This is a genomic window from Hydrogenophaga sp. A37 (assembly GCF_002001205.1).
Taxonomy (GTDB): domain Bacteria; phylum Pseudomonadota; class Gammaproteobacteria; order Burkholderiales; family Burkholderiaceae_C; genus Hydrogenophaga.
In genome coordinates, this window is sequence record NZ_MUNZ01000141.1 from 1 (window position 1) to 22,803 (window position 22,803).

General features: G+C 61.1%; 25 protein-coding genes and 3 pseudogenes. 9 read left to right on the forward strand and 19 right to left on the reverse strand.

All coding sequences use genetic code 11. The features are described 5' to 3' along the window. From B0E41_RS19550 to B0E41_RS19560, 3 genes are all read left to right on the forward strand, one after another. Nucleotides 1-1,845: pyruvate kinase (locus B0E41_RS19550; RefSeq protein ID WP_143433917.1), on the forward strand; the 1,845-nt coding region annotated here is incomplete at its 5' end. Between the two features lie 170 nt (nucleotides 1,846-2,015). Then, a complete protein-coding gene (locus tag B0E41_RS19555) occupies nucleotides 2,016-2,429 on the forward strand; it encodes a hypothetical protein (RefSeq protein WP_077333473.1) in 414 nt (137 codons plus the stop codon). Nucleotides 2,430-2,530: 101 nt separating this feature from the next. After that, entirely contained in the window at nucleotides 2,531-3,742 is a 1,212-nt protein-coding gene (locus B0E41_RS19560) for a serine hydrolase (protein ID WP_077333475.1), read from the forward strand. 38 nt (nucleotides 3,743-3,780) lie between these two features. On the opposite strand, the gene B0E41_RS19565 is transcribed toward B0E41_RS19560, so the two are convergent. After that, on the reverse strand, nucleotides 3,781-4,104 hold the full coding sequence (locus B0E41_RS19565; RefSeq protein WP_077333477.1) for a hypothetical protein: 324 nt from the start codon (nucleotides 4,102-4,104) through the stop codon (nucleotides 3,781-3,783). 151 nt (nucleotides 4,105-4,255) lie between these two features. Here B0E41_RS19565 and B0E41_RS19570 point away from each other — a divergent pair, with 151 nt between their 5' ends. After that, on the forward strand, nucleotides 4,256-5,209 hold the full coding sequence (locus B0E41_RS19570; protein ID WP_077333479.1) for a chemotaxis protein: 954 nt from the start codon (nucleotides 4,256-4,258) through the stop codon (nucleotides 5,207-5,209). 25 nt (nucleotides 5,210-5,234) lie between these two features. Here the strand turns inward: B0E41_RS19570 and B0E41_RS19575 are convergent, their stop codons facing one another. Then, nucleotides 5,235-5,471: a helix-turn-helix transcriptional regulator gene (locus B0E41_RS19575; protein ID WP_077333481.1), complete on the reverse strand. Its 237-nt coding sequence runs from the start codon at nucleotides 5,469-5,471 to the stop codon at nucleotides 5,235-5,237. A gap of 95 nt (nucleotides 5,472-5,566) precedes the next feature. Further along, entirely contained in the window at nucleotides 5,567-5,827 is a 261-nt protein-coding gene (locus B0E41_RS19580; RefSeq protein WP_077333483.1) for a hypothetical protein, read from the reverse strand. A gap of 154 nt (nucleotides 5,828-5,981) precedes the next feature. On the opposite strand from B0E41_RS19580, the gene B0E41_RS19585 reads away from it, so the two are divergent. Continuing rightward, nucleotides 5,982-7,016, forward strand: a complete 1,035-nt coding sequence (locus B0E41_RS19585) for a phosphotransferase (RefSeq protein WP_077333485.1) — start codon at nucleotides 5,982-5,984, stop codon at nucleotides 7,014-7,016. Between the two features lie 239 nt (nucleotides 7,017-7,255). Next, nucleotides 7,256-7,684 (forward strand): hypothetical protein, encoded by a 429-nt coding sequence (locus B0E41_RS19590; RefSeq protein WP_077333487.1) that lies wholly within the window; start codon nucleotides 7,256-7,258, stop codon nucleotides 7,682-7,684. Here the strand turns inward: B0E41_RS19590 and B0E41_RS19595 are convergent. The 4 genes from B0E41_RS19595 to B0E41_RS27210 form a co-directional block, all read right to left on the reverse strand. Next, nucleotides 7,662-8,906 carry a glycosyltransferase family 4 protein gene (locus tag B0E41_RS19595; protein WP_077333489.1) on the reverse strand — a complete coding sequence of 415 codons (1,245 nt, stop codon included), beginning with the start codon at nucleotides 8,904-8,906 and terminating at the stop codon, nucleotides 7,662-7,664. The two genes, B0E41_RS19590 and B0E41_RS19595, sit on opposite strands and share 23 nt — an antisense overlap. Further along, complete coding sequence (locus tag B0E41_RS19600; protein ID WP_077333491.1) at nucleotides 8,899-10,179, reverse strand: nitric oxide synthase oxygenase; 1,281 nt, start codon at nucleotides 10,177-10,179, stop codon at nucleotides 8,899-8,901. Before B0E41_RS19600 ends, B0E41_RS19595 begins: the two co-directional genes overlap by 8 nt. Then, nucleotides 10,179-11,633, reverse strand: coding sequence for a radical SAM protein (locus B0E41_RS19605; RefSeq protein WP_171984831.1), 1,455 nt, complete (start codon nucleotides 11,631-11,633; stop codon nucleotides 10,179-10,181). Before B0E41_RS19605 ends, B0E41_RS19600 begins: the two co-directional genes overlap by 1 nt. Before the next feature lie 215 nt (nucleotides 11,634-11,848). Beyond that, nucleotides 11,849-12,001 (reverse strand): hypothetical protein, encoded by a 153-nt coding sequence (locus tag B0E41_RS27210; protein WP_171984830.1) that lies wholly within the window; start codon nucleotides 11,999-12,001, stop codon nucleotides 11,849-11,851. Between the two features lie 78 nt (nucleotides 12,002-12,079). Here B0E41_RS27210 and B0E41_RS19610 point away from each other — a divergent pair, with 78 nt between their 5' ends. The 3 genes and pseudogenes from B0E41_RS19610 to B0E41_RS19620 all read left to right on the forward strand — a co-directional run bounded on the left by B0E41_RS19610 (nucleotide 12,080) and on the right by B0E41_RS19620 (nucleotide 14,194). After that, nucleotides 12,080-12,892: a hypothetical protein gene (locus B0E41_RS19610; protein ID WP_077333495.1), complete on the forward strand. Its 813-nt coding sequence runs from the start codon at nucleotides 12,080-12,082 to the stop codon at nucleotides 12,890-12,892. Nucleotides 12,893-12,910: 18 nt separating this feature from the next. Continuing rightward, a pseudogene (locus tag B0E41_RS19615) lies at nucleotides 12,911-13,036 on the forward strand (excalibur calcium-binding domain-containing protein); the annotation flags it as partial. Nucleotides 13,037-13,258: 222 nt separating this feature from the next. After that, nucleotides 13,259-14,194: an ankyrin repeat domain-containing protein gene (locus B0E41_RS19620; protein WP_077333499.1), complete on the forward strand. Its 936-nt coding sequence runs from the start codon at nucleotides 13,259-13,261 to the stop codon at nucleotides 14,192-14,194. Between the two features lie 282 nt (nucleotides 14,195-14,476). On the opposite strand, the gene B0E41_RS27620 is transcribed toward B0E41_RS19620, so the two are convergent. From B0E41_RS27620 to B0E41_RS19675, 12 genes and pseudogenes are all read right to left on the reverse strand, one after another. After that, on the reverse strand, nucleotides 14,477-14,710 hold the full coding sequence (locus tag B0E41_RS27620; RefSeq protein ID WP_253195028.1) for a hypothetical protein: 234 nt from the start codon (nucleotides 14,708-14,710) through the stop codon (nucleotides 14,477-14,479). Between the two features lie 159 nt (nucleotides 14,711-14,869). Next, nucleotides 14,870-15,493 (reverse strand): nucleotidyltransferase domain-containing protein, encoded by a 624-nt coding sequence (locus B0E41_RS19630; RefSeq protein WP_253195030.1) that lies wholly within the window; start codon nucleotides 15,491-15,493, stop codon nucleotides 14,870-14,872. Between the two features lie 82 nt (nucleotides 15,494-15,575). Next, nucleotides 15,576-15,761 carry a hypothetical protein gene (locus B0E41_RS19635; protein ID WP_077333503.1) on the reverse strand — a complete coding sequence of 62 codons (186 nt, stop codon included), beginning with the start codon at nucleotides 15,759-15,761 and terminating at the stop codon, nucleotides 15,576-15,578. 98 nt (nucleotides 15,762-15,859) lie between these two features. Further along, a complete protein-coding gene (locus B0E41_RS19640) occupies nucleotides 15,860-16,132 on the reverse strand; it encodes a helix-turn-helix transcriptional regulator (RefSeq protein WP_077333505.1) in 273 nt (90 codons plus the stop codon). Between the two features lie 12 nt (nucleotides 16,133-16,144). Continuing rightward, entirely contained in the window at nucleotides 16,145-16,969 is an 825-nt protein-coding gene (locus B0E41_RS19645; protein WP_077333507.1) for a DUF3037 domain-containing protein, read from the reverse strand. Then, nucleotides 16,966-17,703, reverse strand: coding sequence for a HipA family kinase (locus B0E41_RS19650; RefSeq protein ID WP_077333509.1), 738 nt, complete (start codon nucleotides 17,701-17,703; stop codon nucleotides 16,966-16,968). Before B0E41_RS19650 ends, B0E41_RS19645 begins: the two co-directional genes overlap by 4 nt. Before the next feature lie 400 nt (nucleotides 17,704-18,103). After that, the gene (locus B0E41_RS26770; protein WP_143433919.1) at nucleotides 18,104-19,834 is read right to left on the reverse strand and encodes a hypothetical protein; all 1,731 of its coding nucleotides are present in this window, start codon (nucleotides 19,832-19,834) and stop codon (nucleotides 18,104-18,106) included. After that, complete coding sequence (locus B0E41_RS19655) at nucleotides 19,827-21,122, reverse strand: site-specific DNA-methyltransferase (RefSeq protein WP_077333511.1); 1,296 nt, start codon at nucleotides 21,120-21,122, stop codon at nucleotides 19,827-19,829. The genes B0E41_RS26770 and B0E41_RS19655 overlap by 8 nt, the downstream gene beginning before the upstream one ends. Nucleotides 21,123-21,160: 38 nt before the next feature. Beyond that, nucleotides 21,161-21,486, reverse strand: a pseudogene (locus B0E41_RS19660) (glutamine--tRNA ligase); the annotation flags it as partial. Between the two features lie 40 nt (nucleotides 21,487-21,526). After that, nucleotides 21,527-21,730, reverse strand: a complete 204-nt coding sequence (locus tag B0E41_RS19665) for a hypothetical protein (protein ID WP_077333513.1) — start codon at nucleotides 21,728-21,730, stop codon at nucleotides 21,527-21,529. After that, complete coding sequence (locus B0E41_RS19670) at nucleotides 21,727-22,212, reverse strand: DUF6036 family nucleotidyltransferase (RefSeq protein ID WP_077333515.1); 486 nt, start codon at nucleotides 22,210-22,212, stop codon at nucleotides 21,727-21,729. The genes B0E41_RS19665 and B0E41_RS19670 overlap by 4 nt, the downstream gene beginning before the upstream one ends. Before the next feature lie 4 nt (nucleotides 22,213-22,216). Continuing rightward, nucleotides 22,217-22,803, reverse strand: a pseudogene (locus B0E41_RS19675) (glutamine--tRNA ligase); the annotation flags it as partial.

A 22,803-nucleotide genomic window follows, 5' to 3' on the forward strand; every position in this document is an offset into this window, starting at 1 on the left:
CTATGGGACCCCGCCACCTGCCATGCGCTGATTCACCAGCTCTGGGCCTTGCGCAGTGCCATGCTGGCGAGCGAGCAGCGCTTCGCCGCCGCGATCCAGCGCGTGGGCCCGCACCAGCGCGAGAGCGCGCGCAACCTCGTGCATTTCCTGGCCATGCGCGCCACCGACCTGCGCGCCCTGCAAGGCCACCTGGCCTGGCTGGGGCTGTCGTCGCTGGGCCGCTCGGAATCACACGTGCTCGCCAGCGTGGACAAGGTGCTGGGCCTCCTGCACCAGCTGACCGGCCAGCCCTGGCACGACCGTTCGCCCGAAGAGCCCGTGGGCAGCGTCAGCGGGCCCATCCTGCTGCAGCGCCACACCGAGCGCTTGCTGGGCCCTGTCTCACGCGAACGCCAGGTGCGCATCATGGTGACGCTGGCGAGCGAAGCCGCCACCGACCCCGGCCTCGTGCGCCGCCTGGTGGAAGCCGGCATGGATGTGGCCCGCATCAACTGCGCGCACGACGACGCCAAAGCCTGGAAGGCCATGGCCAAACACGTGCGCCGGGCGGCCAAGGCGGCGCAGCGAGAGGTCAAGGTCCTCATGGACCTGGGCGGCCCCAAGATCCGCACTGGCGCGCTCGCTGCCGGGCCGAGGGTGCTCAAGCTCAAACCCGTGCGCGACGAGCTGGGCTACCCGCTCCAGCCCTGGCGCCTGCACATCGTCCATGCGGAGGCTGGTGCCGCGCTGGGCACAGACGCCCAGGTGGTGGTGGACGCCGACTGGCTCGGGCGCCTGCGCGTGGGCGGGCAGATCCACCTGACCGATGCGCGCGGCAAGAAGCGTCGCCTGCTCGTGGTCGAGACCGATGCCGACGGTCTGGTGGCCGAAGGCATGGACACCTGCTACCTCACGCCCGACACGCCGCTCTCGTTCAAAGGCCCGCACGGGCGGCGCGTGCACGCGGCCTACCCCGAGGGCATTCAACCCTCGCCCGGCGCGCTGCGCCTGCACCGGGGCGACCTGCTGCAGCTCACCGCCGACGAACCCGAAGACAGCGGGCATGGCGACGCGGCCCACCCGCGCATCGCCTGCACTTTGCCGCAGGTGATCAGGCAGGTGCGGGTGGGCGAGCGCGTGTGGATGGACGACGGCCGCATCGGCGGCGTGGTGCGCCGGGCGTCGGCTCAGGCGCTGTCGGTGGAGATCACGCAGGCCCGCGAGGGAGGCGAGAAGCTGATGGCCGACAAAGGCATCAACTTCCCCGACAGCGAGCTCGATCTGCCCGCGCTCACCGACAAAGACCTCGACGACCTGCGGACCGTGGCCCAGGTGGCCGACCTTGTGGGGCTCTCGTTTGTGCAGCAGCCCGACGACGTGCACCACCTGCTCAAGGCGCTGAAGGCGTTGGACGGCGAGCGGGTGGGCGTGGTCCTGAAGATCGAAACCCTGCAGGGCTTCGAGAACCTGCCCGAACTGCTGCTCGCCGCCATGGCGGCGCCGTCGGCCGGCGTGATGATCGCGCGCGGCGACCTGGCCGTGGAGTGCGGCTACGAGCGTCTGGCCGAGGTGCAGGAAGAAATCCTCTGGTGCTCCGAGGCGGCGCACATGCCGGTCATCTGGGCCACGCAGGTGCTGGAGACCCTGGCCAAAACCGGCGTGCCCTCGCGCGCCGAAATCTCCGACGCCAGCATGGGCGTGCGCGCCGAATGCGTGATGCTCAACAAAGGCCCCTACATCGCCGACGCGATCCACATGCTCGACGACATCCTGCGCCGCATGGCCGGCCACCAGACCAAGAAGACACCGCTGCTCAGGGCCTTGAGGGCGTGGGCGGCGGATCCCGAAGCAGGGGCGAAGGCCTGAACGACTGACACCCCCGTCTGCCCTGAGAGGCTGAGTGCAACGCAGGGTGTTGCTGTTGATTCCGTTTGTAAAACAAAAGTCCCACCCGTCGCCAGCAGGCGCTTAATGGGTTGTAGCGACAGCGCCATGCCGAGCCGGCTCTTGGCTGTCCGTTTCACAGGAGAAACCTCATGAAGAAAACACAGAAATTCGCCACCTACCTGGCCGTTGTCATGGCACTGCTGGCCCCACTGGCCCACGCCGTGGACCGCGCAGCCATTGATGCCCAATACCAACGCGACCGCAGTGCCTGCGCGGGCAAGGAAGACCTCTCGTCGCGTGAAGCCTGCCTGCGCGAGGCCGGCGCCGTGCGTCAGGAAGCGTTGCAAGGCAAGGTCGGCGACAACACCACGCCCGATGACTGGCGCCGCAATGCCATGGTGCGCTGTCAGGCCCACCAGAACGCATTCGAGCGATCAGAGTGCGAGCGCCGGATGATGGGCGAAGGCCAGGTTCGGGGCAGTGTCGAGAGTGGTGGCGTTTTGCGCGAGATCATCACCATCATCCCGCCGGCAACGCCGGGCCCGGACAGCGCGCCGAAGTGAGCGCCGCCTGAAGGCGGCTTCCATCAACAGGCGCAAGCCGCGCTCCTGCACGCAGGCGATACTGGGCCCCGTTGCCCAACCCCTCAAGCAGGAGCACCGCCATGCGTTTCAAAAGAGCAGCCCTTGTGGCTCTGCTGGTCGTCGCCGCGGGGAGCGCGGTCGGCTGGTTGAGCCTCGACAAAGAAACGCGGGGCTTCCTTGCCGCGTTTCCCACCGATCGCAACGTGCTGTTCTGGAAAGAGTCGCAGCGCGACGCGGCCTTCCGCGCGCTGGACCGGTTGCCTTTTTTGGCCAAACACCGCGTCGTCCCCGCTGGCAACACGCCGTCCCCTTTGCCCCCCGGCTCGCCGCTCGTGCTGCCGCTGGATGTGGATGCCTACATGCAGGGCCAGCGCAGCGCGGCGCTGATGGTGGTGCACGACGGCAAGGTGCGGCTGGAGCGCTATGGGCTGGGGTTTGACGCCGCCGGGCGCTGGACCAGTTTCTCCGTGGCCAAGTCCATCACCTCGACCCTGGTGGGCGCGGCCGTGCGTGATGGTCACATCCAAAGCATGGACGACAAGGTCAGCGACTACATCCAGGAGATGAAGGGTTCGGCCTACGACGACGTCAGCATCCGCCAGCTGCTCACCATGACCTCGGGCATCCAGTGGAACGAGGATTACGGCGACCCTCAGTCCGACGTCGCCAAGTTCAACAACCACCAACCCGAAGCAGGCGTGGACGCCCTGGTGAGCTACCTCCGCAAACTGCCCCGCGGCGCGCCCGCCGGCACGCGCTGGCTCTACAGCACGGGCGAGACCAACCTGGTCGGCATCCTCGTCAGCCGTGCCACGAAGAAACCCTTGTCGGCCTACCTGTCAGAAAAAATCTGGGTGCCCGCCGGCATGGAGCAGCAGGCCACCTGGATCCTCAGCAAGACCGGGCAGGAAATCAGCGGTTGCTGCCTCCAGGCCGCCACGCGTGACTTCGCGCGCTTCGGGCAATTCATCCTCAACGGCGCGAAGGTCAACGGCCAAAGCATCGTGCCCGACGACTGGTTCCCCCAGGCCACCACGGCCCGCACCGGCATCAACATCCCGGGGCGCGGCTACGGCTACCAGTGGTGGACCTACGACGACGGCACCTTTGCCGCGCGCGGCATCTTCGGCCAGGGCATCTTCATCGACCCTCAGCGCAAGCTCGTCATCGCCTCCAACGCCAATTGGGGCAACGGTGCGACCGACCCTGTGGCCAGCGCCGCGCGGGAGGTGTTTTACAAGGCGGTGCAGAAGGCGGTGGACGACGAGGCGGCGGCCGGCGCGAGCCGTTGACTTGGCGTGTCGGCGCTGGGCCGTTTTTTCTCTGGAAGTCAGGCCTGCCACACCCCGAACCCCGCCGAGCGCAGGTCGATACCGATCTCCACCTCACGCTCCTGCGCGTCTTTGTAGCGCATCGGGTTGAAGCCCTCGTACAGGTCGGGCAGCAGGCGCAGACCGTACTTCTGCGCGAAGCCGTTTGCCTGGATGCCGGCCTTGTGTTTGTCAAAGCGCAGGTCCGGGTCCAGGCCGGTCATGCCGACATAGACGCAGGGCTTGCCCTCCACATAGCCGGGGTTGCACTTGCGGAACCTGGGTTCCAGCAGCACATCCGTGTGCAGTTCGATGACGTAGACGTGGTGGTGGGGGCGGGACATGGATGCATCGCGCAGTGGGTGAACGGATTGTCGCCCTGCTGGCGCTTCCCGGCTAAGACCCGAACTGCGCAGCATTTGTGGGGCTCTTGCGCGCTTAGGCGAATGGCCTCGGCGCCTATCCTTTGTGAACCCAAGACTGGAGCATTCACCCATGACCACTGCGTTGCACGACATCGACGAGCGCACCAACCTCACTGGCACCAACAAGTTTGAACTGCTGTTGTTCCGTTTAGGGGGCGCACCAGGGACCGACCGCCGCGAGCTCTATGGCATCAACGTCTTCAAGGTGCGCGAAATTTTGGTCATGCCCATCATCACCGCCATCGCCAATGCGCCGGCCCACGTGATGGGCATTGCCAACATTCGCGGGCAGATCATTCCTGTGATCGACCTGTCCGCGGTGGTGGGCTGTGTGCCCCAGCGCGGCCACACGATCCTGATGGTGACCGAATTCGCCCGCACCACCCAGGCCTTCGCCGTTGAAGAAGTCGACGAAATCGTGCGGCTGGAATGGAGCAGTGTGCTGGCCGCAGACGGCAATGGCGGCGGCCTGGTGACCAGCATCGCCAAGCTCGACGGCGACACTGAAAAGGGCCGTCTGGTGCAAGTGCTGGACGTGGAGCAGATCCTGCGCAACGTCATGCCCACGGCGGAAGAACCCATCACTCCCGCGTCAGTGGGTGACGCGGTGAGCCTGCCCAAAGGCTCCATCATTCTCGCGGCCGACGACTCGCCGGTGGCACGCATGATGATTGAACAAGGGCTGACCGCCATGGGCACGTCGTTCGTCATGACCAAGACCGGCCAGGAGGCGTGGGACCGCCTGCAAGCCATTGAAATCGAGGCCCATGCCGAAGGCAAAACGGCACAAGACAAAGTGGCGCTGGTGCTGACCGATCTGGAAATGCCGGTGATGGACGGGTTCACGCTCACGCGAAACATCAAGCAGGACCCCCGTTTCAAGTCGATCCCGGTGGTGATCCATTCGTCGCTGACGGGAACCGCCAACGAAGCGCACGTGAGTTCCGTGGGGGCCGACGCCTACGTGGCCAAATTCGTGGCGTCTGAACTGGCGGCCACCATCCGGCAGGTGTTGGCGCATTGACCATGCGCGCCACGCAGCGCTGATCTCAAACCGGTTTCAACAGCTTTCGCAGCGAGCGAATTTTTTGCCAGAGCACTGCCTTGGGCAAGGTCATGGCCATGGCCTGCATGCAGCGCTCCAGCCAGCCTGGAGACATGCCCGCAGCCTCCGCCGCCGCCGTGCTGCTCACCCGCAGGGCCTTGCGGCGCGCGCGCAGCTGCTCGCCAAGGGTCTGCAACTGGGCTGCGCTTGGGTCGAGTGGTTGGGGTGATTTGGCTTTCATGTGTTTCTCATTTTGATCAAATAGATGTTTTGTCAAGTTTGAGAAGCACTTTTATTGGCCCTGCCTCTTTGGCTGCCGCTGCCAGTCCCAGCGTTTCAAAAGACATGGATCAAGCGGTTCAAGCTGTGAAAGAAGTCGTTCAGCAGCGAACGGTCGAATGGCCAGAACCCCAACAGCAACACCAGCAAGAAGGTGGTGGTCGTGAGCACCTTGGAGGCAGACGCCGCCGCCAGCAAGGGCTTGGGAATGGGCCTTCCTCTTTTCTGCAAATACGCAAGCCGGAAAAACAGCGTCACTCCCACGCATGCACTCACAAAGCCAATGCGGAAAATCAGCAAGAGATACAGACCACCCATGTTGCCAAACCTCCCTTTGTGGATGAACGCTGAGACTGTAGCGGGTGGTCAAGTGTGAGCATCAGCGGCCGCGGCCCTGGGCTTCATTTTTCATCGACAAGCCTTGTGGCTCCATCTCTATAATCGCGCCCTTTTTCCTCATCGGGGCCTGGCCATGGACATGGAGATTGCGCAGTCGACACCCACTGCTTCGGCGATTGCCAAGGTGGTCCAGGCGAACTACCCGTTGGGCGAGGTGGTCGCGGGTGAATTCCTGCGGCGCAGCTTCAATCAGGTGTACCGGCTCACTTTGGCCGATGGGCGCCGCGTGGTGGCGAGACTGTGCGCCGACCGCCCCCGTGGCGAGCCCCGGCTGCAGTTCGAGGCCGAGGTGCTGCAGCACCTGAGCGCGCGCGGCTGCCCCGTGGCCACCAGCCTGCCGACCGCCACGGGCGAGGTGGCTCTGCGCGTGCGGTTGCCCGAGGGCGAACGCGCGCTCATGCTGTTCGAGCACCTGGAGGGAGAAGCCACCACCGGCGTGCCCGCCAACATCCAGGCCTTCGGTCGCGGCCTGGCCCAACTGCACGCGGCGGGCGAGGGCCTGCAGAGCAGCGCCAGCCGCTACACACTCGATCTGGACCACTTGCTGCTGCGCCCCCTGCAGCACCTGCTGCGCGCTCCCACCATGACCAGCGAACTGCGCCCGCAGTTCGAAGCCCTGGGCCAGCGCCTGCACGCTCGCATCCTCGCGCTCGGTGAACTGACCCAGGTGCTCTGCCACGGCGACGCGCACAGCGACAACAACTTCATTGCCGTGCGCGAAAACGGCGAACGCCAAGCCGTGTTTTTCGACTTCGACGACACCGGCCCCGGCTACCTGGCCTATGAACTCGCGGTGTATCCGTGGTGTCTGCACCCGCGCACCGTCGACGGCGTCTGGAGCGACAAAGCCGTCACGCGCTGGGGCCATTTCATCTCGGCGTACCGCGAAGTGCGCCCCCTCGGCGAAGCCGATCTGGCGGCTCTGGCGCCCTTCGTGGCGGTGCGCCAGTTCTGGCTGCTGGGTGAATACACCGGGCGTGTGCCCGTGTGGGGCTCGCAGGCCATGCCCACCGATTACCTGCAGCGGCAGGCGAAGCTGCTGCAGCAGTGGGAGACCCTGGAAATGCCGGTGCCCAGCACCGCGTCGCCCGCCACCCCGTCCCTTTGAAGGGCCGCTTGAGCCGAGGGTTGAACCGGATCAACCGAGGCGTTGGCACATGCCGTGGCGGGCGGAAGCAGGCCGATCCACGAGAAACCATGGCCACGGCAAAGCCATTTCATCGGTCCGATTTGGACGGATGCTGCGATCGGTCTAAGGTGAGGAGGTCTGGCAACGGCGCTCCTCTCGCGCTTCGGGCGCACGAGCAGTGGTCAGGCTCTCTTTCTCTACTTTTCAAGGAGAACGGCATGGGACTACTGAACAGGTTTTTTGGCAGCAAGGTGGAATACCCGCCGCTGCCGGTTGGCAACGAGGCGCTGGTCAAACTCGATGAAGTCAAGGCGCCGCTGGAGGAGCTGGCGCACAAGGTGCATGACCACCTCGAAGTGATTCCGGCAGAGCATGAAGCCTTTGTCTTCCTCGGCAAGCCACCCGAGAATTTTGGCCTTGCCTGGATTCATGACGGCAAGGTCACCAGCCTCAATGAACTGGCCAAAGAGCGCCATCTATCGCAAACGGAAGTCGAGCAGTTGATCGACCGGCTCGGCGAGGCCTATCAACACGCCAGCGAGACGCCGCGCTACTCGGCCAAATTCGGCGGCAAGCAGATGGTGGTCATTCCGTCGCAGGGTCTGGAGCGGGAAATGCATCAGATCATGACGAATACGCTGCACTGATCTGCGGCGCAATGAGCCGCAACAGTTCCAGTGCATTGCGGTGAGCGTCGTACTCTGCGGCCACCAGTTGCCGCCCGGCATTGCCCATTCGCAGGCGCACGCCGGGGTCCTGAAGCAATTGCTCAATCCCATTGGCAAGCGCCTGCGGATCAGCAGGCGGCACCAGCCGCCCCGTCTCCCCATCCCGCACCAGTTCCGGAATGCCATCCACAGCAGAGGCGACCACAGGCACGCCGCTGGCCAGCGCTTCCATGATCACCACGGGCAGCCCCTCAGACAGGCTGGGCACGATCAGCAAATCGGCGTGCCGCAGTGCCTCAGACACGCCGACTTCGTCCTTTGTGCCGGCGAAATTCACCATCGCGTCCAACGAAAGTGTGGCTGTCTGGCTTTGAAGGGCTTCTTTCTGTGGGCCGTTGCCCACAATTTTCAGGCGCACGTCTGAGCCACGGGCTTTCAAAAGCGCCAAAGCATCCAGCAGAAAGTTGACGCCCTTGCGTTCTTCCAGCCGGCCCACAAAGAGCAGGTCGTGGCCTTTGCGCGCAGTGGGTTCTGCGGCGTAGAGGCCAGGGTTCACGCCGCAGCGCACCACCTTCAGTTTGTGCCAGTGCGCCTCGTCAGAAAACCGCATAGCCTGCTTGCGGCCGAACTCGCTGATGCAGGCCACAAACTGTGCTCGCGCAATCTTGGCGTCCAGCCGCCAGCGCTGTGCGCTCTGGAAGATCTCCGGGCCGTGCAGGGTGATGCTGAAAGGGATGGCCACAAGCTCTGCGGCCAGCATGGTCACAGTGCCGCTGGAATCGCCCAAGTGGTTGTGCAGGTGTTTGACGCTTCTGGCCCGCAGGTGGGGCGCCAGCAACACGGCCTCTGCGAAGTAGGCCAGTTGCAAGGCCATGGCGCGTGCGCCGGCCGGGCAGGTGGCTATGGCCAGGCGGGCGGTGGCCGCCAGCCTATGGGGGTGCCGTGCTGCCATGAAAAGCGCTTTGGCCCCATACGCTGGGCGCTGGGCGGATGCGAGCAGCCGGAACACACGCCCGGCTTCTTCATGCTGAAAGGCGCCAGAGAGCGCCTGGGGGTCGGGCGAGCGCACGGTCACGGTGATCAGGTCCACCCCCATTTCGCGCAGGGCGCGCACTTCGCGGTCGATGAAGGTGAGCGAAAGGCCGGGATAGCGCCCGGTGACCATGGCAATGGTGCCGCCGAAGCGCTGTGATTCAGGCATGGGGGTGCCTGAGCCTGGCCCAGCGCCGTAGGTCGTCTATGTACTTGTTCAGGCGGCTGCGGTCCTTGTTGCCGTTGTGGGGCATCAGGCGCGCGCCATCGCTGGCCCGGCTGCGATAGAAGTTGGGCACCGTGTGCAGGTCTTCCATGTCCAGGTGGAACACTTCACAGGCGCTCGATGCTTGGGGTGGCACCAGCCAGGCCCACTCGGCAGAAAGCCGGCGCCCCGCCGCAGACTCGCGGGCGTGAAATTGCATGAACTGGTCGCTCGCGCCATGGTGGTCGATCATGGACACGCCAGCAGCCTTGAACGAGTGCAGCACGGCGCGGTTGAGCTCGGTCAGGGTGGTGTCTTGCCACAGCGAAGACGAAGACCCGGCATACAGGCCAAAGCTGTTCGCGATCTCTGGCAAGAGGTTGTAGCGGCCGCGGTCTGCCAGGTTGCGTGAGCCAATTTCGGTGCACATGTAGAACCCGTTGAAGGGTGCACACGGGTATTCAATGCCGCCGATGGTCAGGATCATGTCGCTCACCACGGGCACCGCATACCAGCGCAGGCCCAGCTCGGTCAGCGCGGGATGCTCGGGGTGGCTGATGGGCACTTCGCGCACCGCGCCTGCGGGCAGCTCAAACAGGTGCCGCCTTTCGTCGCTGTCGCGCAGCATCACCGGCAAAAAGTCAAACGGGCCCGGCTGCTCCGGCTGCGCCCAGCCCAGTGAATGGGCAATGCGTGTGGCTTCAATGGCCTTGCGGTCACCAATCACGTGGCCGTCTTTGGCCAGGTAGCCGGCGTAGCGGACCAGCTGCGGGCTTTCAATGTAGGTGGGGCGCACGCCCGGGCGCACAGGAGGGTAGACGGAAATGATCGAGCGGATCCGCCCATCACCGGTGGCTTGTTGAAGGTGTTCACACAGGTCGCCAAAGATGGCTGCGGGATCAGACACCTGCCGCCGGTCGCGCACGATGAGGCTGTCCCAGTACAGGCGGCCGATGCAGCGCGCATGGTTGCGCCACGCCACCTTGGCGCCGTAGGTCAGTTCTTCAGGGGTGTGGTCGTAGTGGCCGTCTTTGATCAGCGCGCGTCGCACCTCGGCCCAGCGTTTCTGGAAGCTGCTGCGCGTCGTGCCCCCGTGGGCGTGTGCAAAGAGTTCCAGAAAGGCATGGGCTTCGTCCAGTCGGTCGAGCAGCGAGAGGCGGCGCAGGCGGTGCGCGAGCGGCCCCGCGCCCTGCACATGGTCGCGCCTGGCTGCGTGTGTTCGCCAAAAACTGAACATCACATCAGCCCGTCGAACTGACGTGCGGTTTCGCGCAGCGGCTTGCGGTTGATCTCGAACACCGTGGCCAGCGCCCTGGCCTTGGCCCGCCGGTAGGCTCGGTCTACATCGCGGGTGTTGTACAAGGCCTTGGCACGCCGTGGGTCCAGCCTGGTAAGGCTCAGCGGCGCGGCACCACCGGCCTTTTCCATCAGGGTCTGATAGATGGGTGTTTCCAAGGGCACGGTGAAGTCGTTGAAGCGGATTCGCTCGATGTAGGGCGTGTTGGCTTCGAGGAAATCGGCGGTGGCCTCCATGTCGGCAGCGGTTTCGCCGGGGTAGCCCTTGAACATGGTGCAGCGCACTGAAAGGCCGGCGTCGTGCGCGTTGCGCACAAACTCGGCATTTGTTTCCACCGTGCAGCCCTTGCGCATGTCATCCAGCAAGCGCTGGCTGCCGCTTTCCAGGCCAAAACTGATGCGGCGCATGCCGCCTGCCGCAGCGGCAAACAGATCGCGGCGCGACACGCCGTTGTCCTTGCGTTGATCCACGTGCACCGTGCCGATCCACTGGGCACCACGCACGTATTTGCGCAGTTCGCGCGCGATGCCGCGAAACATCTCGGGGTTGGAGTTGAGCTTCAGGTCCAGGAACATGAAGTCGGTGGTGTTGTAGCGCTCGGCCTGCACCTGGAGTTCGACCAGCACGTTCTCCAGGCTGCGGGTGCGAAAGGTGCGGCCGCTGGAAGAGATCACGTCGCTGCAGAAGGTGCATTTGTCCCACTGGCAGCCGCGCCCGGTCAGCACGGGCACGATGCGGTTGGGGTAGCGGTCCCAGGGAAAGTCGTCGAAATCCGGAAACAGGCAGTCGTCGAGCCGGCGCAGCGGCGGCGCTGCCTGGGTTTTGCGGCCGTCTGGGAAGGTGATGCCGACGAAGCGTTCCAACGGTTTGCCTGAACAGACCGCTTCCACCAGCTCCGGCAGGTAGCGCTCCACCTCACCGCCCACCACGGCCGACACACCGGGCAGGTTTTTCCATTCGTCTGCCACACCGCTGAGGTTGAACATGGGCCCGCCCAGCAACACCGGCACGCCGTGTTTGGCCGCGAGCCGCCCGATACCCTCCACCGTGAGAAAGTGTTCCAGATAGGCCGACAGCAAAATGGCGTCGACGCCCTCGGCGAAGGCTTTCTCCATTTCCTGCAAGACCACCCGGCGGGGGCGCTGGGCGATCCACTCCCTGGGCCAGCGTACCGCTTCGCGCAGCATGCGCACGGCGTGGTAGTCAGACAGGCGGACCCGCCGGTGAACATGGTCCCACAGGGTTTCCTGCCGTTCTCGCGCCGCACTGGGCACGTCGAGCGCGAGCGGGCAGATCACCTTCACGGAAAACCCACCGGCCCGCAGCGAGGCCGCCAGAATGCCCACCGCCAGGGTGGGGAAGCTGGTGAAGCGGTTGAGGTCAACCAGCAGCACGCGCCGCGGCGGCGTAGGCGGCCGGACCGCCACCTGCAACGGGCGCGGTTCAGCAGACGGGGTGCCGAGCCCGGTTTCTATGGAACGATGAACTCTCATTGTTTTAAAAATACTCCCTGTGGGCGGTGCCCAAACCCGCTGCCTCGAAGTCCACCGAATATGCGTCTTTCGCCACGGCCCCAATTCATTCGGCTCCAACTAGGTGGTGACGACTTTCAGGCTCTTGGGTTCAGAGCCTCGTTGAAGTCTTTGCCGCCGGCGTCGGGGTTGATGAACGGGCGCTCGTAAAGGTGCACTTCGGCGCTTACACCGCTGGACACGCTCACCCAGGAGGTGATGGCGGCTTTTGCTTTTACGCTCTTGAACATGCGAGGCCCGCTACTTTACTAGCCGTTCCAGTTCGGGAGGATATAAATGAACCCACATCAACACAAAAGGGAAATCACATGAAGAGATCCATGCGCAAACTTGGACTGACAGGGTGGATGCTGCTGGGCTGCTGCGCGTCAGCCCTTGCGGAGCAGGAGGTTTCGGTCGGTCGGGTGGATGTGCTACTGCCCGGCGAGGGCTGGCAGGTCTATTCGGTTGAAGACAAGGGCATCACGCTTTCTGGCGGTGGATATACCTACCAACAGACCACCGAGTTCAAGGTCATGGTTCACCACGGCACCGACAAGGTCCTGGACGCCGTCATCCTTGCCCGGGCCAACGATTCGGGCAAAGGGCGGTTTTCCGGTATCTCCTACTCGGACGCGAAGTGCACAGGATCGCCTCGGGTGTTTGCCGAAGGCGACCAGGGCGGGCCTGCTGCAAGATCGTTCCGGTGTCTGAAAATCTGGCGACAGTCGATACCCAATGTGTCGTCCGGCATTCCCCGGCCGGCCCTGGAGTGGCTGGCGAAAAATGGCTGGGACTTTCCACCAACCATGGACATGGTTTCTGCGACCCAGTACGCGAACACAGGCGCATTTGCCTCGGTGTTGGTCTACCTGCGGCCGATCGCGACGAACCCGGTTGTCACCCAGACGCGAGATCTTCCCAACGCTTTGCCAGGCGGGCTGGTCACAGCCATTGCGCATTGGGGCCGGGAACTGCAGGAAGCGGTCAGCGACAGCGTCTACAGCATTCGCGGCAAACTGCCGATGCCGAAGTTTGAATTTGTCGACGTGGCGATGGATCCGCCCAAGTTGCCTGCGAACACGGAGCCCGCTGCGCGACCGGTACAACCCGCGGCCCCAGCTCCTTCGGAACGCGGTTGAGCTGGCCGCAAGCACTGCTCACAAATGAGTTCATGCAGCGAAGCCAAGCGGTTTCTGCAGCACTGCCCCGGCATGGAAATGGATGGGGACGGCGATGGCATTCCGTGTGAGCAACAGTTGTGCACGGGGCCGTTTGGCGGGTGAGGATCACTGGAACCTCAAGGTGCTGACTGCCCATCGACAACAAGAAGGCTTGAATTGACCCACAGTGCACGAATCAGCAGAATCGCGATGGTGAAGATTTCGTGCCCATCAACGGCAAGTCTTGTCAGCCCGGCGCAGTCCGCACGGGCATCCACAGCATGCGTGGCAGTGAATGTTGACTGCCTGGTCGCCTCGCTGCGCCGTTTCGAGTAGCCTGCCCTCATGGAGCCCAGTGCGCCTGCTCCCCAGCAGATTTCCCTCGGTCGCTGGCTGTTGGTGGTGGTGCTGCCGGTCAGCATCATCGTGGGCGGGCTCGTTTGGGCCTACCGCCATGGTGTTCCGGAGCGCGACATCTGGGGCGCTCTGCACTCCGGCAACCTCGTCCGCTTGCAGAAGATGTTGAAAGACGATCCTGAGTTGTCGCGCACCAAGGTCTATCGACAGGGATACGAACCATGGCGAACCGGCAGTGGGATCAGGCCGGTGCAATGGACCGGGCGCTACCTGATTCACGACGCCGTGATGTTTGGCATGGATGCTGCGCTGCTGGATGCGCTGGCGGCGGCTGGTGCCGACCTCTCGGTGCGGCTGGAGGGGCGACCGCTGTTGCTCGAGGCCGCTCACAGTGGCCAAGCGTCTTCGGCGGCCTGGTTGCTGGACCACGGCGCCGATCTCCAGGAGCGCACCCATTGTGATACGCCTTGTGAGGGCGAGGGTCGCACCGCGCTGCACGAAGCGATTGCAGCAAGGAGTGAGCCGGGGCAAGGCGATGTCATCGCCTTGCTGCTCGCGCGCGGCGCTGGGCTGGAGGCGGTTGACGCAACCGGTCAGACCGCGTTGCACCTGTCAGCCGCGGGGTCGGTCGATACCACGTGGGTCCTGTGCCGCCATGGCGCGCTGGTCACCGCAAGGGATGCGCAAGGTCGCACGCCCCTCGACGTGGCCATGCGGGCCGAAGCCAGCACACCCTCATCTGGCGCCTATGGTCCTGCCGCCATGCCGGACTGGCTCAAACCGGGAGGCGGTTGCGAAGAACTGTCCGCGCTGGCGCGAAAGCGCGGTGGCCCGGTGGGCGAGGACGAAGGCCGAGAGGTATTCGGTCGCTTCCTGTGCGCTCGCGGTGTCCAGGACAGCTGCGCGCTGGGCGTGAAGCGATAGCGCCGCGCCGGACCGCCCCAAGCAAGCTACGAACCGTAGCCCTAAGGGCGAAGGTATTCAATGACCCGGCAAGGTTTGCCACACATCTTCGGGCAGGGAGCTGGGTTGGCTAGACCTGTTCACGCTGAAGGCCTCGCTCAGGCCCAGGCCGCTCCTCAAGATCAACTACCGCAACCCGCCCCGGGCGAAGACGATCGAGAAGAAACCAAGCTGTTCTACGTGGGCGCCACGCGGGCCACGCAGCGGTTGATCATTGGCTGGCTGCTTGATCTGGTACGGCCTTTACGCCGCCGCCAGCGCATCAGCCACACGCTGCGCCGCCAAGATCAGGTCCTTGACCAGTCGCTCGTCCACCTCCAGCAAGCCTTCGTACTCGCCCAGGTTGCGCTTGTTGTGGCACAGGTCCAGCACCCGCCAGACCTCTGGCCCCAGCCCCAGCGTGTGCGGCAGCACCTGAAAGACGATGTAGTGGTTGCCGGCCCGATAGCCTTTGGCGCGCAGTGCCGCGAGGCACAAGGCATGGGCCGCGTTGTAGGCCAGTCAAAGCGGCTCTCCAGCGCCAGAGTGGCGTTGCCGGCGTCCGCCAGGCGGGCACGGCCGGTGCGCAGCAAGCCGGTGATCTCGGCCGCATCTGGCGGCTCTGGTTTGAGCGAGCCGCCGGGGCGGCTCAGGTTTTCAAGTGGGTTGGCTGGGTTCATGTGACGCTGATTCCTCCTGGCCGATCAGCCATATCTTTGGCTGTTGCATCACGCGGTTGACGAACGCATTGTCGCCCTGCAGGCGAGCGCGGAAATCGGCTGCGGTGTAGAGCGCCGGGTTGATGGCGCGGCCCAGCGTCTGGCTGGCCCCCTCCAGCGCGGCGAACAACTCGCTATAGCCCAGCGTGTCGCTCACCACCAGCAAGTCCACGTCGCTCGCGGCTGTGTCCTGTTGCTTTGCGATGGAGCCAAACACAAAGGCGCGCTCAATCTGTGGCGCCAGCGGCGCCAGCGCGGCGCGCAACACATCGGCCAACCCCATCGTCTTGAGCACCAACCCGCGCAACTCGGCAAACACCGGCGATGCCGCATTGGCCTGAAAGTGCTTCTGGTTGCCTTGCTTGCGCACCGTGAGCAAACCCGCGCCCGCCAGATCGGCCAGCTCGCGCTGCACCGCGCCCGCGCCCGACTGCGCCAGGCCGATCACCTCGTTCGTGTAAAAGCTGCGGTCCGGCGCGCCGAACAGCACGGCCAGCACGCGCTGACGCACCTTTGGGAAGAGAGCGTCGGCTGTGGACGAGGGAGAATCGGTGGAGTTCATACCCATAATGGGTTGCATCATACCCAATATAGGTTTTTAGTCTGTCGCAATGCGTGGCGGCGGCGGGTGATTCCGTCCACCTTCAACGCGACTGAGGCGTTGCCTGCGACTTGGCGGCCTGCGCCAGCCGCACGAACTGTGCGCATTGTTCCACCCATTGCAGGCGCTGCGCCACGCTCAACTGCCCAAACGCCCGCATGCGCTCATCGCTGACGTAATAGGTGCGGTTGCCCCGGTCGAATGTGGGCGTGGGCTTGGGTGCGTTCACGTTGAAGCAGGGCTCACCCTGTAGCGCTGAACGGCTTTCCGGATCGCGTCTCGGTGCAGGGAAAGAGCGAGGGAGGGGAGCATGGGCCAGCGCGAAGTTCAAGCCGCCTTCTTCACCGACAGCTTGACCGTGTAGCCCAGCTGCGCCGCCACGTTCACCAGCGCGTCCAGCGTGAACTTGTGGGTGCGGCCTTTCACCAGATCGTTCATGCGCGGCTGGCTCACACCCGCGCGCTGGGCGGCTTCTGCCTGGGTGATGCCGAGCTTGGACATCACTTTGCGGATGCGCGCCACCAGATCGGCGCGCAGCAGCAGGTTTTGCGCCTCGGGCTCGGCAAAGCCGAGATCGTGGAACACGTTGTCGCTGCCCATGACCACACTCAGTCAGTTGATTGCGAAATCAGCGATCAGCCGGTCCGCGTCTTCATCCACCGTTTGAACATCCAGCTTCAACAAATCGCTACGGATCTCGTTGTAGGCAGCGTGGCGTTTGGCGTCGGATTGCGGTGGGGCCTTGACTGCGAACAGCACCGCCTCGGGCAGTAGGTTGCGGTCGCGCAGACGTTTGATTTTTTGCAACCACGCATCGCCGTGTTCGTAGATGTCAACCGGCTCATCCTGATTGAGCCTGAACGGCTTGATGATCTTGGTCAGAACGTCATCTTGCCGCTGCACCAACGGGAAGTTGGCGTAGAAAACATCATCCCCAACGCGCTGTGGCCCAAACGGTGCTGCCAGCGAAAGTGTTGCCAGCAGGTGCTTGATCCGCTTTTCCATGACCTGCTCAAAAGGCTCAGGTGTTACAAAGATGCGTTTGACGTAGTGGTCAAACTGCTTCTCCAGTTCGGCTGCCGGGTCGGCAGTCATCACTACCCGTGGAGCGCTGAAACGCACCATGGCTTCGCGAGGATGGATCAGGCTGTCGAAAAGGTGGCGCAGGTGGTCGGCGCGGCCATGGTTGGGGGCATCAGCCACCATCTGATTCACCCGCAGAAGTTCGCCGCCCATCGCCTTTACGGCGCGCACGTAAAAATCACGCGGCAGTTCGTCAAAGAAATCGGTGATGCGTTTGGTGCGGCGTGTTTGAAGCTTGAAATCAAAGTAACCCGTCTCAGGGCACATCAGCACCACGCCCGCGTTGGCGAACTCCCCTGTTTCGCGGTAAGGCGCGAACTGAACCACGGCGTATCGGCACGCGACCAGTTTCATACCGTTCTCCAGAAGTCAGGGTTTGCACACCGTTCCAGCACCCGCAGCGCCTCGGCGCGGTCAAAGCGGGTGGGAATGTCGAACTCGGAATTTTCCCACAGCCACTCCGCCGGGGCGAGGGCTATGGCTTTGTGGGCTGCCGGAAGGGCGAGGCTGAGCCGCTGAAGGTATTGCGCCTGCGTCACCAGGTCCTGAGCCAGCGCCGGCCACTGGTCGGCAAACACATGCTGGTCCTGAAACTCCGCAGCGTTGAAGTCGTTGTCCAAGGCCATGTTGTGGTCGATAACCACCAACCCTTCATGCGCGGTGTCCCACAACAGGTTCGTGTTGCCACGCAGACGGTCGGTGTTGCGCACCCACCAGTCGAACACCAGCACATCGCGCTGCAGCTCTGCGGGCACGCGCTGGCTGATGCCCAGCTCCAGCCAGGCGGTGTGGGGCTGCTCGCGGGAACCGAATGCCGGCAGCGAGCCGATGGCCTGCTGGTCTTTGGGCAGCTCCTTGACCAGTGCTGGGTCCAGCTGAACCAGCGCAAAGGGAGGCAGCGGCAGGCCCAACTCTTTGGCAAGGTGCCCACAAATCCACTCTCGCCACAGGCTGGAACGGTTGGTCTGCTGGCCCTTCACGTAGTAGCGATGCCCGTCCGAGCCGCCGCACAGAAACGGAATCGACTTGCCTTGCTCGGCAGGACCAATCACTTCAACGATCTGGACAACTGGAGCGCGCTGGGTCACGTGTTGCCTTGCTAAAAGAGGTGTTTGTATTTCTCTGACTGGATCGAATTCCTGGCTCCAATGTCAGTGCTTTGCTATTCTTATTATTGGCTCAGAAAAACTACTTTCGATCCGGCATTTCCATAGTGGTAAATCTCGGGCCTGGAGGAAAAAGGCAAGACCTGACCCGTTCCCTCTTGACCCCGTTCCCTCGCGGCGCCGCTTTCGAGCGGCATGCTTCTGCAGCCCTATAACGGCGGGCGCTGCAGGCCGGTGGAGTTTGGGACAGTGGCGGAAGGGATCAGGAACCTTGCTTTCGAATGCGTCCGCTCGAATTGAAATCTGCCCCCGATATCTGCCAATATCTGACCCCGAATTTTTCCGAATCTCTGCCTTTGCATATCAACCCGTATAGCTTGGGCTATTTGAAACAAGTTTCAAATATTTTTTCGCCCAATGCTTTCCATGCGCTGGATTTGTAGTCATTAAATTTGACGGATTTTAGGGGCGAGAATTTCTTTGAGTAAAAATCTCGTCCTCTCTGGGTGTTGGACGCTACGAGAAGGCGGATGCAAACTAGGAATCCATTGATCGTAGTTGTACTTAATAGCTGTCGGTCTCGAGGGGTGCTTGGTTTCCACGTCCCTGAACCCGTAGCGATCTTGGCTTCAATAAGAAAGTCATTGATTTCTTGGGTGCAAAAACCAATATATGAACTAAGCAGCTCTTTGCGAATTTCGGAATCGATGCTTTTGTTGATAAGGAGACTCTTCTTGGGGTTTCTCCAAGCTGAAAACAACGAGTCGTCACCGTCTGTCTTGATTAGTGGCCTGAGCCCATAACTGACTATTGAGCTGGTTTTAATTAATTCTGGAGGATCGAAGAAGTTGGTCTGTAGGAGGCCCGATAGAGCGCCATTTTTTGACAGCCTATTTGTAACCTCTTTGGCAATAGCAAGAGTCGAGAATGGGTTGAGTAAGACCTCAATGCTTTGTTTAAGAACAGACTTCGCCCTTGCCTGGGTATCGTTGATCTCAAGGAACAACTTTGCTTCAAATTCTCGTCTGGCAGTAGTGGACCATGAAGATGGAAATATTAGGCCGGTAACGAGCAAGTTCTGGCGGGTGCGTTGCTTTGAGATCTCTTTGTCAAGAGGGTCATTTGCAGCTTCGTGGTAGCAAAAAACTCTATGTTGGCCATCGACTAGGCCAATCATATTGGCCTTTAGAGGTATGGAAACCTTGATCGGTCGAACGATGGTTAAATCTGCATTGTCAACGTTTCTGCCTGTTTCGGGGTCGTTAATTATGGCCTCGTTCGGAAGGGTAACAATTATGTTGTTGACGAATACGCGTTTTGCGCTCGTTAAATATTGGCGCATCTTGCCGATCTTTCCCTTGATCAAAATGCGCTGGTAAAGGCCTTCATCATCCCTCCAGCTATCTTTCCTTAGCACGTAGGACATTTCGAGTAGGGTGGCGGGGTCTCCGTAAAAAGAAACAACTTTGAAGCCTTTAGGGTAGCCGCTGTTCGCTTCCGGAAGAATGTACCCATGAAAGCTCTTTGATTTATCCGAACTGTCGTGAATACGCTGTTCAAGACGTTTTAGGTCAACTCCAAGATAGTTGAAGAATTCGTGCCTTGCAGACTTATGAATAGTCTTGCTTAATGCATCAAAATACCTGAGTCGAGTTCCGTCAAGAAAGCGATAGTGTGGGAATGCTCGTTCCATTTCTTGGTCTGCTCCATGCAGAGATGCATAGACAAAAAAGACTTGAAACTCTTCAGGCTGATACAGGCTTTGCTGAATTGCAGTAGAAAATGCTTCATTGAATTTCTGGTATTCAAAAATCCAGTCAGCGGAGCGACGTCGAATTTTTTCGTAGAGAATGGATTTCTTTGCAAGATGAGCGCTGTCAGGCTTGCCTGTGGTGTACTCGGCGACAATTAAGATATTTCCATAAATTAGAACGTCATCAATTTCACCGGTTCGCCCATCGAATTGGAACTCTATTCCGTCAGAACGAACCCATTCAAATCCAATCCGCTTAAAAACTGCGCGAGTGGATAGCCGTTGCTTCTTTCTCAGTTGCGCTGCTGGGTCGAGTTGGCGTTTTGACTGCTTTTTACGTTTTTTTGGTTGACTAACCATGAGATTCCTCCACTTCAACCTCTATTGGACTAAATAGTACTCCTGAGCTTTTCCATGCCGATTCTAGATTGTGATGGCCATTGTGGAAATGCGAGTTTGTAATGGTGTATTCAAAGTACTCAAGATCCAGTTGCTCAGAAGAAAAGTCATTCTGTGCAGAGATTTGCCTGCATCTGGCTGCTATACCGAATTTTGATAATGGAGGCTTGGTGGCGATTTGATCTATTAATCGAGCCGCCTCCGTTCTGAGGTTGTGATCACCTATTTCAATGAGATATTCGGCGGAGTAGTGTTTGAACTTCTCCGAAGGCACTTCATTGGATTGAAATGCAAAAATCTTAATTTTTATAGATGGAAACTGCTTTTGCAGTTGACGTGCCAAGAGTCTGCCGAATTTTAGAATTCGGAGAGATATGATTGTTCTCTCAAAATTCTTTGAAGAATCTTCTGTTGTTGTATCTGAAGAACTGTTGCTTTGAAGTTCTTGCTGCACTTGAAGGTGCTTTCTGAACATGGCAACATATTCAGAGTTTAATTCAAAGCCAATATAGCGTCTGCTATGTAGTTTGCTAACCGTTGGAACTGTTCCCGAGCCGGAAAACGGATCAAGGACAATTTGATTGGGTTCGGTAGTCTGTTGAACTATTCTTGAAACAAGTTCAGTGGGCAGTGGGCAGAAGTGACGCACATAGTGGTCCCCCCAAGAGCCCTGCACTGGGATGTCGTAACTCCATATTTCCTCGGGGGCTTTGCCCTTCGGATTGTACCTTTCAGGATATCGAACCCACCAGTGTTTTAAGTTTGTAATTTCTCGAAACTTGTCTTGATCATATTTAAAAGAACCGGCTCCTTTGGAGAATACAAGTATGTATTCAAATATTCTTTTGGTGGCGCCACTGTGGGTCCAAGGAACGGTGCGTTCTTTTTTCCAAATTACGATGTCTCGGAGGGTCCATCCTGATGGCTTTAGTCGTGAAGCAAGATCAAATGGAAGTGGTATTACCTCTTGATCTTTCCGGAATGTGTCGACAATAATCCAAAGAGAGCCAGTTGATTTTGTCGCACGAAACACTTCGGAGAAGACGAGTGCAAGATCAGAAAGATATTCTTCGTAACTTTGTCCAAACCCAATTTGATTGGCTCTCCCGTAGTCCTTCATGTCAAAATATGGCGGAGATGTAATGGTTACATCTACTGACTCTGTAGCCAGTTTTTTCGAAAGTCTTCGTGCATCTCCAATATGGACCTTATCAATAAATTCAATGGAGTTTTTTAGTGGTTTGCTCATTTTTTAATCTAGTTCCCCTTGAAAGCCTTTTTGCTTATCTACTTGCCCCACGAATCCTTCACCCCCGTCACCCGGTTGAACACCGGCTCGGCTCCAGCCACGTGGTCCACCCGATCCGCCACAAAGTACCCAAACCGCTCGAACTGGAATTTCTGATCCGGTTGGTCAGCTGCAGTGAGGGCTCTACGTAGGCGGTGACGACTTTCAGGCTGTTGGGGTTCAGGGCTTCGATGAAGTTTTTGCCACCGGCGTCGGGGTTGGGGTCGCTGAACAGGCGGTCGTACAGGCGCACTTCGGCGCTCACGCCGCTGGCCACGCTCACCCAGGTGATGGCGGCTTTGGCTTTCACGCTGTCGGCGCCGGGGATTGCTCGGGTGTTGCGTTTCATCGTGATGGTGCGGGGTTCAGTGGTCGGTAGCCTGGGCACGGTCGGCTTGCCGCGCCATTTGCCCCAGTCGCACGAAGTGCGAGCACTGTTCCACCCATTGCAGGCGTTGCAGCGGTGTGAGTTGCGCAAAGGCACGCAGGCGTTCGTCGCTGACAAAGTAGGTGCGTTGGTCGCGCTGGCTCTGTGAGGCGAGGTTCTGAGTGGGGGTGGTGGACGTCATGGCTTTTGAAGGCGTTTGAGGTGCTCAATGTCGGCCAGATCGATGGGGCGCCCGGCACTTTGCTTGAGCGCTATCAGGTCGTCGATGCACGCCAGCGGCACCTGCACACCCGCGATGTCGAGGCGCTGCGCCCGTTGCACCATGTCTTGTGGATTCACTGGCGGGAACAGCAAGATGTCCAGTGTCACGCCAGCCAATTGGTCGCTGCGCAGCGCAAAGGCTTGCAGGTGGCGTTCGGTGTGCCAGCGCTTGAGCGTTTCAATGTCTTCCAGCGCGCTCAGTGACACGGGCAACATGGGTTGCAGCTTGAGCTCTCGGGCTGCAGCCGCGAGGCGGGCAAGGTTGTCAGGCGTCACCACGACGCAGACGTCCACGTCCATGGTGTTGCGCTCGACCCCGTGAAGCGCGACCGCGAGCCCACCGATCAGCACGTAGCCAACCTGGTGTCGGTTCAGGGCGGCGAAGAGGTCGAGGTAGAACATGGCTTCACTTGCCCCAGGAATCCTTCAACCCAGTCACCCGGTTAAACACCGGCTTAACGCCCGCCACGTGATCCACCCGATCCGCCACAAAGTACCCAAACCGCTCAAACTGGAATTTCTGATCCGGCTTTGCGGCGGCCAGTGAGGGCTCCACGTAGGCGGTCACCACTTTCAGGCTGTTGGGGTTCAGGGCTTCGATGAAGTCTTTGCCGCCGGCGTCGGGGTTGGGGTCGCTGAACAGGCGGTCGTACAGGCGCACTTCGGCGCTCACGCCGCTGGCCACGCTCACCCAGGTGATGGCGGCTTTGGCTTTCACGCTGTCGGCGCCGGGGGTGCCGCTCTTGGTGCCGGGGATCACCTTGGCGTGCACTTCGGTCACGGTGCCGTTCGCGTCTTTGGCGCAGCCGGTGCATTCGATGACGTAGCCGCCTTTGAGGCGCACCACGTTGCCAGGGAACAGGCGCTTGTAGCCCTTGGGCGGCACTTCTTCAAAGTCTTCGCGTTCGATCCACACTTGCTTGCCGATCTTGAACACGCGGTCGGGCGGCGGGGTCTGGCCCTCGGGGATGGCGTGGTGGGGCAGGGCGGGCT

Bases quoted from the DNA above. Each gene is read 5' to 3' on its own strand.
- B0E41_RS19565 (WP_077333477.1), bottom strand. From the start codon at position 4,104: ATGTCCCGCCCCCACCACCACGTCTACGTCATCGAACTGCACACGGAT.
- B0E41_RS19610 (WP_077333495.1), top strand. From the start codon at position 12,080: ATGAAGAGATCCATGCGCAAACTTGGACTGACAGGGTGGATGCTGCTG.
- B0E41_RS19590 (WP_077333487.1), top strand. From the start codon at position 7,256: ATGGGACTACTGAACAGGTTTTTTGGCAGCAAGGTGGAATACCCGCCG.
- B0E41_RS19595 (WP_077333489.1), bottom strand. From the start codon at position 8,906: ATGCCTGAATCACAGCGCTTCGGCGGCACCATTGCCATGGTCACCGGG.
- B0E41_RS26770 (WP_143433919.1), bottom strand. From the start codon at position 19,834: ATGGTTAGTCAACCAAAAAAACGTAAAAAGCAGTCAAAACGCCAACTC.
- B0E41_RS19655 (WP_077333511.1), bottom strand. From the start codon at position 21,122: ATGAGCAAACCACTAAAAAACTCCATTGAATTTATTGATAAGGTCCAT.
- B0E41_RS19560 (WP_077333475.1), top strand. From the start codon at position 2,531: ATGCGTTTCAAAAGAGCAGCCCTTGTGGCTCTGCTGGTCGTCGCCGCG.
- B0E41_RS19640 (WP_077333505.1), bottom strand. From the start codon at position 16,132: ATGGGCAGCGACAACGTGTTCCACGATCTCGGCTTTGCCGAGCCCGAG.
- B0E41_RS19665 (WP_077333513.1), bottom strand. From the start codon at position 21,730: ATGACGTCCACCACCCCCACTCAGAACCTCGCCTCACAGAGCCAGCGC.
- B0E41_RS19580 (WP_077333483.1), bottom strand. From the start codon at position 5,827: ATGGGTGGTCTGTATCTCTTGCTGATTTTCCGCATTGGCTTTGTGAGT.
- B0E41_RS19600 (WP_077333491.1), bottom strand. From the start codon at position 10,179: ATGTTCAGTTTTTGGCGAACACACGCAGCCAGGCGCGACCATGTGCAG.
- B0E41_RS19575 (WP_077333481.1), bottom strand. From the start codon at position 5,471: ATGAAAGCCAAATCACCCCAACCACTCGACCCAAGCGCAGCCCAGTTG.
- B0E41_RS19555 (WP_077333473.1), top strand. From the start codon at position 2,016: ATGAAGAAAACACAGAAATTCGCCACCTACCTGGCCGTTGTCATGGCA.
- B0E41_RS19630 (WP_253195030.1), bottom strand. From the start codon at position 15,493: ATGAACTCCACCGATTCTCCCTCGTCCACAGCCGACGCTCTCTTCCCA.
- B0E41_RS19570 (WP_077333479.1), top strand. From the start codon at position 4,256: ATGACCACTGCGTTGCACGACATCGACGAGCGCACCAACCTCACTGGC.
- B0E41_RS19620 (WP_077333499.1), top strand. From the start codon at position 13,259: ATGGAGCCCAGTGCGCCTGCTCCCCAGCAGATTTCCCTCGGTCGCTGG.
- B0E41_RS27210 (WP_171984830.1), bottom strand. From the start codon at position 12,001: ATGTTCAAGAGCGTAAAAGCAAAAGCCGCCATCACCTCCTGGGTGAGC.
- B0E41_RS19670 (WP_077333515.1), bottom strand. From the start codon at position 22,212: ATGTTCTACCTCGACCTCTTCGCCGCCCTGAACCGACACCAGGTTGGC.
- B0E41_RS19585 (WP_077333485.1), top strand. From the start codon at position 5,982: ATGGACATGGAGATTGCGCAGTCGACACCCACTGCTTCGGCGATTGCC.
- B0E41_RS19645 (WP_077333507.1), bottom strand. From the start codon at position 16,969: ATGAAACTGGTCGCGTGCCGATACGCCGTGGTTCAGTTCGCGCCTTAC.